This is a genomic window from Ammoniphilus soli (assembly GCF_040813775.1).
This window is the reverse complement of sequence record NZ_JBEGDL010000029.1, coordinates 1-13,431: the sequence shown is the minus strand read 5'-3', so window position 1 is coordinate 13,431 and position 13,431 is coordinate 1. Positions and strand designations below refer to the sequence as shown.

Sequence of the window (13,431 nt, the reverse complement as noted above, 5' to 3'; positions counted from 1 at the left end):
AAGAATGTTAGCTAAGGAGACAGGTTATGTACGTATGGATTTATTCTTTACTCATTTTCATCTATATCGTTAATCGATTATTCCCTACTCCAATCCTTTCTTATACAGTAGGAATCTTCGCCGTCATTGCCTTAGTCATATCGTTTAGAAAAGCGTCGGGTCTTTATTTTAGGACTGGCTTGTTTTTTCTTCTATCAGGTATTGCTTTATTTATTTATTTTGGTTCACCATGGTATCATTTTTTTCTCCATTTTGAGAGTATGATGGGGTTACTATCTTTCTTTTTGATGCTGCCATTTATCAATACGCTGATTCATATCGGTCATTTTGACACCCAATTAAATCAGCTGCTCAATCTAAAAACCACGAATTTATCGCAACTATATATGAAAAGTTCTTTAGTTTCCCATATCCTTGGAATTTTTCTTAATGTAGCCACCGCACCTTTATTAGTGAAGTCTTTATCTTTTTCCTTAAATTCATTGCAGGACGGTATACGGAATCGTTTCTATACACGGAGTTTATTAAGAGCTTATGCTTTGTGTTTAACCTGGAGCCCATTAGAAGTACTCGTGAGTATGTCTATCGATTCTACGAATGTGAAATATTATGATATATTTCCGATAACACTTCTGCTAGCTTTCTTTTTTATTTTAATAGATTGGGCCCTTTTCAAGAATGGAAAAAGCAGTGACTTGCCAATTCCCCTAAAGAATTCAACCAATATAAATATCAGCAGGGTCAAACGGAAAATCCTGCAGCTCATGGCGATGTTATTAATGTTTACTTTAGTTGTTTCCTTGGTTGATCATTGGATTGGATATGGTTTTCTCTTTTCCGTTGTTCTTGTTATTGTTCCCTTTTCTTTACTGGTGGCTTTGTCATTAAAAAAGGTAAAACAGTACCTTTCCATTACCATTCCACATTGGCAGCAACGAACACAGAATCTGTATAACTTTTTCTTCATGTTCTTAAGTGCTGGTTTGTTTGTTGAGATGGTAACTCAAACCCAATGGGTAATGCAAATTCAGGCGTTTTTTGCCCACTATGCAGATCAAGTTCTTGTTTTTTATCTATTTATCGGAGTTTATTTTGTATTCTCATCGCTTGTGGGATTTCATCCTTTAATCTCCCTCGCTCTTATTATAGAAATGCTGAATCCAGTGTTTGGGCAATTATCCGCCATTCCTACAGCTCTCGTATTAATCTCTTGCAGTCTGGCATCAGGGATGTATAGCCCTTATAATATTTCCGTCTCCCTGCTGTCTAGTGAAATGAAAGTTAATCCTTATCGGATTACCCAATGGAATATCGGATTTGCTTTATGTTACATGTTTATAAGCATAAGCTTGGCCTATTTAATTCATCTAATAGCGTAGTAATGATTACGAAGCCTCCTGATTTAGAGGCTTAATTTTTTTGGCATAAAAATTGCTAATATTATGATTGTTGGATCCAATATAAAAGAATAGTGAGGTGCTTTAAATCTTGAATAATAACCAGGTAATAAGATGGGGGATATTAGGCGCAGCCAAGTGTGCGAAAGAACGATTAATCCCTGCAATTCTAGCAGCTAAGAATGCCGAGTTATGTGCTATTGCCAGCAGAGGCGACGAAAAGGCCAGGAAATTTACCCAGGAATTTGGTATCCCGCGTACTTACGGGAGGTACGAAGATCTTCTTCAGGATCCAGATATTGATGCCATTTATATTCCGTTGCCCAATCATTTACATGCAGAGTGGACTATACGGGCTGCTGAAGCGGGGAAGCATGTACTATGTGAGAAACCGGCAGCCATGAATGCACAAGGTGTTCAAGCCATGGTCACGGCTTGCCGTAACCATGGTGTGGTGTTCATGGAGGCCTTTGCCTTTCGTTGTCATCCTCAGTGGCACCGTTTGAGGGAAATCCTTGATTCGGGTTATATCGGGGACGTTAGAAATGTACAGGCTCACTACTCTATTTTAGTAGAGAATCAAGACAATATCCGTCTAAACCCGCTCACGGGCGGCGGTTCGCTTTATGATGTGGGTTCCTATTGTATCAATGCTATTCGATTTATTATGGGCGATGAACCAGAAGAAGTACGTGCCATATCCCACTTTGCACCCGATAAGGTAGTGGATCTATCTACTTCCGCCGTGTTGAAATTCCCTGGAGGACGCTTAGCTCAATTTGAATGCTCGATTGAAAGCGTACACAAGCAATTAGTTGAAATTACCGGGACTAAAGGCGGGATTAAGGTTAGCTGGCCGTTTCGTCATCCAAGCCTCAACATCCAAAAGAATGACAAGGAAGTGAAAGAGGTTTTTGAATTTCAGCTGGATGAGTATACGGCACAAGTGGAGCACTTTGGTGATTGTATTCTATCAGGACAATCCCTATGGTATGGTCCTGAGGAGTCAATTGCGAACATGAAAGTGATTGATGCCATCTATCAGGCTACTAAGCAGGGATTAAAACAGGAGATAAAATAGAGGCTGTCGATTAACTGGACTGGTTGGTCTAGTTCAGGGGAATTTAAAGGGAAGAACTTCAGCTATTTGTAAAAAGTATGTTCAAAGTGGTCTAATAAGCGAAAAAACTTCTTCTATTGACTCTATTAGATCAATAAAAACGGATACAAATCCCAAATAGCGGAACTTTTTATCGCTATTCAGCCATTTTTCAAACAATCTATAAAAATAGAGAAAGAATTTCCCCTGAGGCCCTATGACCCTAGAAAGTAGTTAAACGGAGGTCTCATTTAACCTTTTAAAATATCCCTTTACCCGATTAAAAAATGAACAACCATAAATAAGGATGTTTTATAATTTAACGTTTTATGTGTGTGTTTTGTTGGTTGAAAAAAGAGAGGGGCTTGAATCATGCAAAAAAATCAAGTAATCAAGTGGGGGATTTTAGGTGCGGCCAGGATTGCTGTAGAAAGGCAATTTCCCGCGATACACCGGGCAAAAAACGCGGAATTATATGCTATTGCCAGCAGAAATGAGGAAAAGGCGAGGAGTCTTGCCCATGACCATGGTATCCCTCATGTCTATGGCAGTTATGAGGATCTTCTTCAAGATCCGGAAATTGATGCCGTCTATATTCCACTGCCGAACCATTTACATGCGGAGTGGACGATTCGGGCTGCTCAGTCCGGGAAGCATGTATTATGCGAAAAACCGGCTGCCATCCATCCCGGTGAAGTCCAAGAGATAATTACGGCATGCCGCCAGCATGGTGTGGTATTTATGGAGGCCTTTGCTTTCCGCTGCCACCCACAGTGGCAGCGCTTGAAGGAAATCCTGAATTCAGGTCGTATAGGCGAGATTCGTAATGTGCAGGCCCGTTACTCGATTTCGGTAGAGGATCCAACCGATATTCGCTTAAATCCTTTAATGGGAGGAGGGTCTGTTTATGATATTGGTTCCTATTGTGTCAATGGAATCAGGTTTATTATAGGAGAGGAACCCGAAGAAGTGCGCGGTTTAGCCCATTTTGCTCCCGATGGAGTGGTCGATTTAGCTGCGGCTGTTTCTATGAAATTCCCGGGAGGACGGATTGCCCAATTTGACTGCTCATTTGAAAGCGTGTATAATCAATCGCTTGAGATTACAGGAACCGAGGGAATCATTAAAATTCATTGGCCGTTTCGCCATCCAAGCTTCAAAATTCAAAAGGATGGTAAAGAAGAGTCGGAGATCTTTGATTTCCAGCTGGATGAGTATACCGCACAGGTGGAGCACTTTGGCGATTGTGTTTTAACCGGACAAACCTTATGGTATGGTTCTGAGGAGACAGCAGCTAACATGAAAGTAATCGATGCTGTCTACCAATCTATGAAGCTGGGAATCAAACAAGAAGTAAAATAGGCCGTAAAAAACTCTCCACATGCTGGAGAGTTTTTTTGTTGGCATAAAAATTGCTGATAGATGTGAATAGTTATTCAATAAGGGAGGTACAAAGAGATGAACTTTGAGAATATTGTCGTTTATAAAGATGGGGTGATTGGCGTCATTAAACTAAATCGTCCCGAGGTGAGAAATGCGCTGGATGCCAGAACCCTGCATGAGATTGAACAAGCGATGGTCCAGTGGGAAAGGCATGAGGATGTTAGAGTGATTATCTTTACCGGCGAGGGGGACAAGTCTTTCGCAGCAGGGGCTGATATTCGTCAGCTTCGTGAGAAAACGGCGGTGGATGCTTTATATCCAGGTTTGTCGGGCATTTGCCAAAAAATTGAGAACTTCAGCAAGGTGACCATTGCTGCGGTAAATGGGTATGCGCTTGGCGGAGGCTGCGAGTTAGCTCTTGCTTGTGATATACGTGTTGCATCTGTGGATGCAAAGTTTGGACTGCCTGAATTAAACTTAGCCATTATTCCAGGTGCAGGAGGAACACAGCGTTTAGCGAGAATTATCGGAAAAGGCCGAGCCATGGATATGATTTTAACAGGGGAAATCATCTCAGCGAAAAAAGCAGAGGAATTTGGCATGGTATCAGCTGTTGTCCCCATTGAAGAGCTTTGGCAGACCGTATTAGATAAAGCATCGAAGATCCTAGCAAAAGGGCCGTTAGCTGTCCGGTTAGCGAAAACAGTCGTTCATCGCGGCTATGATGCGGATATGGGTACCGCTTTAATGCTGGAAAAACTGTCCCAAGCGATCTTGTTTAGTTCAGAGGATAAACTGGAAGGAACTACTGCCTTTTTAGAGAAAAGATCGCCACATTATAAAGGAAAATAAATAATTTAACGATACCGTTTTAAATATGAACAACAACGTTTAATCTTTAAACATTGCAGACGTTAAAAAACTGAACACCAAATCAAATATGCAGCGAAAAAGGCACAAAACCATGTTGGCATCGTTCTTGCAATGAACTATAGGCAGAAAATAAAACATCAAGATTCATTTTACCCTCGTGGTTGAATGAACTTGCTTTCCAAAGAGAGGGGAATAAGAGAGATGGACTTTCAACTTAGCGCAGAACAATTAGAACTTAAAAAATGGGCAAGAGATTTAGCTAGAGAAAAATTTTCTGAAAAAGCATATACATGGGTTAAAAATAATGAAACACCTTGGGAAAATGCACGGATTTTAGCAGAGAACGGATTAATGGGGATGACGCTTCCTGAAGAAGATGGCGGTCAAGGAATGACCTTGATGGAAGCTGTTATTGTTATGGAAGAGATTGCAAAGGTATGTCCAAACACTGCGGACATGTTCCAAGCAGGAAACTTCGGTGCGATCCGTCAGCTGGCTGCTTTCGGTTCTAAAAAATTGAAGGAGCAGGTACTGCCAGACCTATTAGCTGGTAAAAAGTTGGTGTCTGTGGGGATGTCTGAACCGAATGCAGGTTCCGCTACAACCGACTTACGGACGAAAGCGCGTATTGAAGGCGATAAAGTCATCATCAATGGTTCTAAAATCTTTAATACACATGGACCGCACAACTCTTATTATGTCATTTGGGTTAAATTTGGAGACAGCGTAAGCACGGCTGGTGCTGTGTTAGTACCACGGGATGCAAAAGGATTCACGGTTGGTAAAACAGAAACCCATATGTCCGGAGAAGAACACTGTGCGTTATACATGGAAGAATGCGAAGTGCCGGTTGAAAATATTTTAGTCCCAGACAATGGATTTAAAAGATTGTTTACGATGTTCAATATCGAACGTATGGGAAATACTTCCCGATGCCTAGCGTTGGCTCAAGCTGCTTTTGATATGGCTGTGCAGCATGCTAAAGAAAGAGAACAGTTTGGCCGTTCCCTTTGCGAATTCCAAGGTATTCAATGGAAGATTGCAGAAATGAAAATGAAGCTGGAAGCCGGTAGATTACTGCTGTACCGTGCTGCAACTAACGCTGATAAAGGAGCTCCAAGCCCGCTTGAATCCTCCATTGCTAAATGTTATATCAATACTTCTGCTTTCGAGGTGGCACACGAAGCTTTACAGATTTTCGGAGGCTATGGTTATTCCACCGAATATCCTCTGGAGTATATCTTCAAGAGAATTAGAGGTTGGATGATTGCCGGAGGTACACCGGAAATGTTGAAAAATAAAATTGCTGAAGATGTATTCGAAATGAAATTTAGCCAGCGGAAGAAATAGGTGGAGGGAGAAAACATGGCTCATAACGTAACTTTAGAACAAGATTCTACAACGGAAAACAGCGCAGCACATTTTTTAATGGAATATGAAGGTGCCAGTCTCCTTAGTGATCTGGGTCTTCCCGTTGCGGAGTCCCAATTGGCGCAGGATGAACAGCAAGCTATCGACTTTGCGGAAAAGATCGGCTATCCAGTCGTTTTAAAAGGGATGTCAAGAGATATCGTCCATAAGACAGAAGCGGGTATTGTAAAAGTGAATATCCAAAATCAGCAAGAATTAGCTCAAGCGTTCCGTGAAATTATGGCCAACGCCATGAACTACAACAAGGATGCGGTTATGGCGGGAATTCTTGTGCAGAAAATGGCGTCAAGAGGACTTGAGCTGATCTTCGGAATTAAAAAAGATCCAGTATTCGGCCATCAGCTCATACTTGGTTTAGGTGGAATCCTCGTGGAAATTATGAAAGATTTCAGCATGCGGATGATGCCTGTTTCAGAAAATGAAGTCAAGCAAATGGTCAGTGAGCTCAAAGGCTATCCTTTAATCAAGGGATACCGGGGGCAGCGTGGAATCAATCAGCAGGTACTAGAAGATATCTGCTTAGGCCTCAATAAATTAGTTGAACAAAATCCAAATATTGAAGAATTGGATTTAAATCCTGTGATCTTTACGAACGATGAAGCTGTGATCTGTGACGTTCGTATCTTATTAGGGGATTCAAATCAAGAAGAAAAGAAGACCAGCAGACCTTTAGACCATGTGGAATATATGATCAATCCACGTTCTATTGCTGTAGTAGGGGCTTCTACCAATGAAAAGAAAAATGGCGGAAGGCTTTTCCGTTATATTGTAGAAAATCAGTATTCTGGTAAATTATATCCTATTAATCCAGGTGCCAAGGAAATCAAAGGATATCAAGCGTATCCTAGTTTGCTGGAAGTACCTGAAGACATAGATTTGGCCTGTATCATTGTCGACTCCAAGCAGGTTCCGCAGGTCTTGGAAGACTGTATTGTGAGAAATGTAAAAGCGGCTATTATTTACTCTTCTGGATTTGCCGAAATCGGAGAAGAAGGTAAACAGCTTCAGGAGCAAATCTTGTCTATAGCTGAACGCGGCAATATTCGACTGCTTGGACCAAATTCAATTGGGATTGCCAGCCCGTCCAAAAACGTTTATACCGCATTTGGTGCTGCGCTGGAATCAAAAGTGAAGCATCAAGGAAACATTGGCTTTGTTTCGCAAAGTGGAGCGATGGGAAGTGCTCTTTTAAGCCGAGCTTGGGAGCAGGGTGCAGGATTCAGCCGTTGGGTCAGTGTAGCCAACGAAGCGGATTTAACGACTTCTGATTTCATCGAAGTATTGGCCGATGATGAATTGACCAAGGTCATTACCGTGTTTATGGAAGGAATTAAAGACGTTAAGGCTTTTGAAAGAGCCACTAAAAAAGCGATTGAGAATAAAAAGCCTGTATTGGTTTTCAAAACAGGAAGGTCCAGTGTGGGTAAGCGTGCTGTTCAATCCCATACCGGTTCCATAGCTGGAGATGATGCGGTTTACTCTGCCGCTTTTGATAAATTTGGTGTTCTTCGCATGAAAAATCTAGAAGAATTAATTGATGTATCGAGAGCATTCGGTATTCAACCTCTTCCTAAAGGAAATAGAATTGGGATTCTTACAGCTTCAGGTGGAGCATGCAGTGTAATCGCGGATCTTTGTTCAGAAAGAGGCTTAGAGGTGCCGGAATTAACTAAATCTTCAGAGGCTATTAAACAATTAATTCCTCCATTTGGTTCGGCGCAAAATCCAGTCGATGTTACCGCTGAAGTCATTGCCAAACCAGAAATGTTTAAGAAAGTGCTGGAAACCTTGGCAGCGGATCCTGATGTCGATGCCGTCATCGTGATGCTGACCACCAATTCCGACCCGGGTGCAACCGTCATTGCCGAAGCGATTACGGATGTGTTTAAGAGCCAAGATAAGCCAATTGTTGTTGGTCGCTTAGGAGCGGAAATGATTGCTCCACAGGCTATGGCATTCTATCAGGAAGAAAAATTCCCGGTATACCCAACTCCGGAAAGAGTTGTAAATGTAATGGAATATCTTGTGAAATACAGTCAGATTCTCAAGTAGAAGGAGGCCGCAGCATGAAAAACATCGCGGTAATCGGAAGTGGATTAATGGGCAGAGGGATTGCCTATGCCGCTGCGCAGAGCGGATATCAAGTGCATCTTCAGGATATTCAGCCCAAAGCGCTTGAGGTAGCGAAAGACTATATCGCATCCGAAATGAAAAAAGCAGTAGAACGCGGATATATGCAGCCAGGGGAAGATGAAGCGTCCTTAAACCGCATCACCTTTACCACAAGCATCGAGGAAGCGGCTATGCAAGCAGATCTAGTAATTGAGGCTGTTTTAGAAAAGATGGATTTAAAGGTGGAGGTCTTTAAGAAGTTGGATGAAATCTGTCCGAGTCATACGATTTTGGCAACCAATACTTCCACGATGAGTCCAACGGAAATTGCGGCTCAAACCTCCCGTCCGGATAAATGTATTGCGATGCACTTTTTCAATCCGCCTCACAAAATGAAGCTAGTGGAAATTGTGAGAGGATTGGATACATCAGATGAAACGGTTGAGATCGCCAAGCAGGTGTCTCGCAAAATGAAAAAAGAAACTGTTGAAGTCAATGAATTTCCTGGTTTTGTCACCAGTCGCATGAATTGTTTGATTGGAAATGAAGCCATGAATATGCTGATGGAAGGCGTAGCCTCGGCAGAAGACATCGATAAAGCGATGAAGCTTGGATTGAATCATCCCATGGGACCGCTTGAATTGGCTGACCTTGTAGGCTTAGACACGCGATTGCGGAATATGGAATATCTGTATCAAACCCTTGGCGAAAAATACCGGCCGTGCCCGCTGATCATTAAATATGTGAAAGCTGGAAGACTAGGGCGGAAATCGGGAGCCGGATTCTATAAATACGAATGATAGTAGGAGTGGTAGACGTGCGTAATGCAGTCATAGTCGATTCAGTTCGGACAGCGATCGGGCGACTCGGAGGAAGCTTCAGAGATGTAGAGGTCGATTTTTTAGCAGCTAAAGTGATTGACGAAATTCTTGTCCGCACCGGTATCGAAAAAAGCGTAGTAGAAGAAGTCATTCTGGGTCAGGGGAAACAAAGTACGGATTCGCCCAATTTGGCCAGACTTGCCCTGCTGCGTGCCGGGCTTCCCATTGAGGTTCCTGGATACACCGTTCACCGCCAATGTGGATCTGGCGTACAAGCGGTAAATAATGCGGTTCAGCAAATCCAATGCGGGCTGTCGGATGTCATTGTTGCCGGCGGAGCCGAGAGCATGAGTACAGCTCCTTACTATTTAAGAAATGCAAGATATGGATATGGAGCTGGAAATGGACAGATTTTAGACCCCAATACGGAAAGTCAGCCGCGGTCCCAACCGATGGAGGTATATGGACAGCTTACGATGGGAATGACAGCTGAAAACCTAGCTGAAAAATACAACATCTCCCGTGAAGAACAGGATGAGTTTGCCGTACGCAGTCAAAATCTGGCTAGCGAGGCGATTGAAAAAGGATATTTTAAAGGGCAAGTCGTTCCTTATGAAATCAGGACTAAAAAAGAAACCATCTTCATTGATACGGACGAGCATCCCCGCCAAACATCTGTTGCCCAATTATCCAAGTTAAAACCGGTTTTTAAAGCAGGCGGTTCTGTTACAGCTGGAAACAGTAGCGGCAGAAATGATGGTGCCTCTGCCCTGTTGCTGATGTCGGAAGAGGCAGCTTGTAAATATGGAGTGAGGCCAAAAGCCAGAGTCATCGCTCAGGCTGCAGCCGGAGTTTCACCGGACATCATGGGTATTGGACCGGTTCCTGCAACGATGAAAGCATTGAAAATGGCTGGTTTAACCTTATCGGATATCGGCCTGATTGAATTAAACGAAGCATTTTCGGCTCAAGCCTTGGCCGTCATCAAGGAATGGAATGTGGGTCTGGATCGGATTAATGTCAATGGAGGAGCCATTGCTTTGGGACATCCTATCGGTGCTTCCGGTGCCATTCTCATAACCAAACTTCTGCACGAAATGAAACGCCGGGGAGAAAAGTATGGACTAGTTACGCTCTGCATCGCAGGCGGCCTAGGCATTACCACCATTGTAGAAAATTTACAGGTGTAAGACCAAAGATAACGAACGAAAAGGAGAGAATAACATGAATATCTTAGTATGTATCAAACAAACCTTTGATACGGAAGAAAAGATTGTGATCAAAGGCGGTCAAATCAATGAAGATGGCGTGGAATTTATCTTAAATCCCTATGATGAATTTGCCGTAGAAGAGGCTGTGAAAATTAAAGAAGAAACAGGAGCAGAAGTGACGGTATTGACTGTCGGTCCAGATCGTGCAGAAACTGCTCTTCGTACCGCTTTGGCTATGGGTGCAGATAAAGGGATTATTATTGAAGCAGATGGAGTAGATGCTGACGAATATACAATCTCGAAGTGGATTGCATCCGCTGTGAAGGATCGACAATTCGATTTGATTCTATGCGGAAATATGGCTGTTGATTCCGGTGCTGGTCAGGTTGCGATCCGTATCGCTGAAGAATTGCAAATGGCGCATGTTTCTGCCATTACCAAATTGACTTTAGATGGAACAAAAGCTGCAGTAGAAAGAGACGTAGAAGGGGATGTCGAAGTGATCGAAGTAGCTCTGCCGTTCCTAGCTACTGCCCAACAAGGCCTGAATGAGCCGCGTTATCCATCCCTTCCAGGAATTATGAAAGCTAAGAAAAAACCTTTAGAGCGTTTGTCGATCGATGATTTACAGGTTTCCGGAGATGCAGCAGCTCGTACTGCGGTTCTTGAGCAGTTCTTACCTGCTAAGAAACAAGCTGGACGTATTTTACAAGGTGAAATTCCGCAGCAGGTCAACGAATTAGCTCAGCTTCTTCGCAACGAAGCAAAAGTAATCTAATCGAGTTCCTTAAGAGAGGCAATCATCATTGGGGAAAATATTATTCGACGTTGGTCATCAGCTCATATAAATGGAGGTCGAAATTCATGAGTAAAAAAGTTCTTGTACTTGCTGAAATCAAGGATGAAAAATTGAGAAATGTTTCGTTTGAAGCGTTAACGGTAGCTCGTCAAGTAGCTAAAGGAGGAGAAGTTGCAGCGGCATTGTTCGGCACTGGTGCAGCAGCCTATGCGGAGGAGATCAGTAAGTATGGAGCTGACAAGCTGTATATTGCTGATGATGAAAAGCTGGCGTCTTATACGACAGATGCTTATGCCCAAGCGCTGCAGCAGTTGATTCAAAAAGTAGAAGCAGATGTGATCCTGATGGGCCATACTTCGATGGGGAAAGATTTAGCACCACGAGTGGCAGCTCGTTTAGGTATGGGTTTAATTTCGGATTGTACAGGAGCTGCTTCCCAAGATGGCCAAGTCGTGTTTACCCGTCCAATCTATTCAGGAAAAGCATTCCAAAAGAAAGTCTTAAAAGATGGAAAAGGCTTTGCCACCCTGCGTGCTAATAACTTTGAAATTGTAGAAAACGCAGTGCAAACGGAACAACTTTCTTTCCAACCAGAGATTACGGATTTACGTACAATTGTTAAAGATGTGGTTAGAAAAGCCGTTGGCGGAGTAGACCTCAGTGAAGCTAAAGTGATTGTATCCGGCGGCCGCGGGGTGAAAAGTGCGGAAGGATTTAAAGTGCTTCAGCAGTTGGCAGACGTGCTTGGCGGAGCAGTAGGCGCTTCCCGTGGCGCTTGTGATGCCGACTATTGCGATTATTCCTTGCAAATCGGACAAACCGGAAAAGTTGTAACTCCAGATCTCTATATTGCATGCGGAATTTCCGGAGCTATCCAGCATTTAGCGGGGATGTCTAATTCTAAAATTATCGTGGCCATTAACAAGGATCCAGAAGCTCCTATTTTCCAAGTGGCTGACTACGGGATCATAGGAGATCTGTTCGAAGTCCTTCCTATCCTTACTGATGAGATCAAGAAGATGCTAGAAGTAAGCTACGCATAAAATTAGGATATAAGACTAGCATCTTAGATAGATATGCAAAGGGGGGACATGCAATGAGAAAAACCGAACCGGGAATGAGCCCTTTTTGGGATTATATCGGAATGAAGGAAATGATCATTGAAAATGGGTATGCCGAATTAAGAATTGATATTACTTCAAATCTGCATCAAAGGAGAGGGTCTGTTCATGGAGGAGTACTAGCTACACTTATCGATGGAGCAGTCGGATCTGCTGTACGTTCTGTCCTTTCGGAAGAAGAGATTTCGCCAACAGTAGAGTTGAAGATCAATTACATTCGGCCTGCTGTAGGAGAATATCTGATTGCTAAAGCCAAACTATATCACCGTGGGGGAAAATTGGCAGTCGGTCAGGCGGAAATTTTTGATTCGAATGAAAAACTGGTAGCTATAGGCACTGCAACCTTTATGATTCTGAATAAAAGATAATAGAGTAGATCGTGCATTAGATAAGGGGAGAAAATGTTGGAAGCATTCAGATATGTTCGGGAATCCAGGTCTATAAAATCTAGCCATGTTCTTCCCCCAGATACAAATTGTCACGGTACTTTATATGGTGGAAGGCTAATGGCGCATATTGACGATGTCGCAGCGCTTACTGCTATGAAACATTCGCACTGTCGTGTAGTAACCGCTTCAACGGATTCTATTGATTTTTTGTGTCCGATAAAAGTTGATGATGAAGTTTGTCTAGAATCCTTTGTTACATGGACACATAAAACTTCGATGGAAGTATTTGTGAAAGTGATAGCCATACATTTACTCACAGGTGAAAGGACCGTTTGTGCCACTTCTTTTTTGACTTTTGTAGCACTAGATCAAGAAGGTCGTCCTACTCTTGTTCCTAAGATTATACCAGAAACACCTGAAGAAACACTTCTAAATGAACAGGCTCCCAAAAGAGCTGAAGCTCGACGTATGCGTAGAATGGAAACATTGGGAACAAAATATCCTTGGGAAAGTATGACAAGCGTTTTATAGTGTTCGTTTAACACTGCTAATTTGCTCAATAGATTATTGAGCAAATAGTGGAGTGTTTGACACACTCTGATTCATGCAGAAGCTTGCATGACTCCAGTCCTTATTGGTGGAGGGATATTCATCTCTCCCAATTTTCTTTAATTAATTAAGTTAGAGCAAATAATTTGTTAGATCGATCTTTTATGGAGAGTGAAATAAAATGAGGTTACGTAAGCGTCTAATAAGTCAGTGTATGGAAACTTCCCTAAGTCTTTGAGACAATCT

The 13,431-nt window shown here is 42.6% G+C and carries 12 protein-coding genes; all 12 read left to right on the top strand.

The window, feature by feature from the left end:
- The first annotated feature begins 26 nt into the window (after positions 1–26).
- The 12 genes from ABLT31_RS30130 (at position 27) to ABLT31_RS30075 (ending at position 13,167) form a co-directional block, all read left to right on the top strand.
- Positions 27–1,379 carry a hypothetical protein gene (locus ABLT31_RS30130; protein ID WP_367758662.1) on the top strand — a complete coding sequence of 451 codons (1,353 nt, stop codon included), beginning with the start codon at positions 27–29 and terminating at the stop codon, positions 1,377–1,379.
- Positions 1,380–1,488: 109 nt separating this feature from the next.
- On the top strand, positions 1,489–2,478 hold the full coding sequence (locus ABLT31_RS30125; protein WP_367758660.1) for a Gfo/Idh/MocA family protein: 990 nt from the start codon (positions 1,489–1,491) through the stop codon (positions 2,476–2,478).
- A 390-nt stretch (positions 2,479–2,868) separates the two neighbouring features.
- Entirely contained in the window at positions 2,869–3,858 is a 990-nt protein-coding gene (locus ABLT31_RS30120; protein ID WP_367758658.1) for a Gfo/Idh/MocA family protein, read from the top strand.
- 96 nt (positions 3,859–3,954) lie between these two features.
- Positions 3,955–4,731, top strand: a complete 777-nt coding sequence (locus ABLT31_RS30115) for an enoyl-CoA hydratase/isomerase family protein (protein WP_367758656.1) — start codon at positions 3,955–3,957, stop codon at positions 4,729–4,731.
- A 222-nt stretch (positions 4,732–4,953) separates the two neighbouring features.
- A complete protein-coding gene (locus tag ABLT31_RS30110; RefSeq protein WP_367758654.1) occupies positions 4,954–6,102 on the top strand; it encodes an acyl-CoA dehydrogenase family protein in 1,149 nt (382 codons plus the stop codon).
- Positions 6,103–6,117: 15 nt separating this feature from the next.
- On the top strand, positions 6,118–8,235 hold the full coding sequence (locus tag ABLT31_RS30105; protein ID WP_367758652.1) for an acetate--CoA ligase family protein: 2,118 nt from the start codon (positions 6,118–6,120) through the stop codon (positions 8,233–8,235).
- Positions 8,236–8,249: 14 nt separating this feature from the next.
- Positions 8,250–9,095: a 3-hydroxyacyl-CoA dehydrogenase gene (locus ABLT31_RS30100; RefSeq protein WP_367758650.1), complete on the top strand. Its 846-nt coding sequence runs from the start codon at positions 8,250–8,252 to the stop codon at positions 9,093–9,095.
- 17 nt (positions 9,096–9,112) lie between these two features.
- Positions 9,113–10,306 (top strand): thiolase family protein, encoded by a 1,194-nt coding sequence (locus ABLT31_RS30095; RefSeq protein ID WP_367758648.1) that lies wholly within the window; start codon positions 9,113–9,115, stop codon positions 10,304–10,306.
- 34 nt (positions 10,307–10,340) lie between these two features.
- The gene (locus tag ABLT31_RS30090) at positions 10,341–11,105 is read left to right on the top strand and encodes an electron transfer flavoprotein subunit beta/FixA family protein (RefSeq protein ID WP_367758646.1); all 765 of its coding nucleotides are present in this window, start codon (positions 10,341–10,343) and stop codon (positions 11,103–11,105) included.
- 86 nt (positions 11,106–11,191) lie between these two features.
- Entirely contained in the window at positions 11,192–12,169 is a 978-nt protein-coding gene (locus ABLT31_RS30085; RefSeq protein ID WP_367758644.1) for an electron transfer flavoprotein subunit alpha/FixB family protein, read from the top strand.
- Positions 12,170–12,222: 53 nt separating this feature from the next.
- Positions 12,223–12,615 (top strand): PaaI family thioesterase, encoded by a 393-nt coding sequence (locus ABLT31_RS30080; RefSeq protein ID WP_367758642.1) that lies wholly within the window; start codon positions 12,223–12,225, stop codon positions 12,613–12,615.
- A gap of 36 nt (positions 12,616–12,651) precedes the next feature.
- Positions 12,652–13,167, top strand: coding sequence for an acyl-CoA thioesterase (locus tag ABLT31_RS30075; protein ID WP_367758640.1), 516 nt, complete (start codon positions 12,652–12,654; stop codon positions 13,165–13,167).
- Positions 13,168–13,431 lie beyond the last annotated feature (264 nt).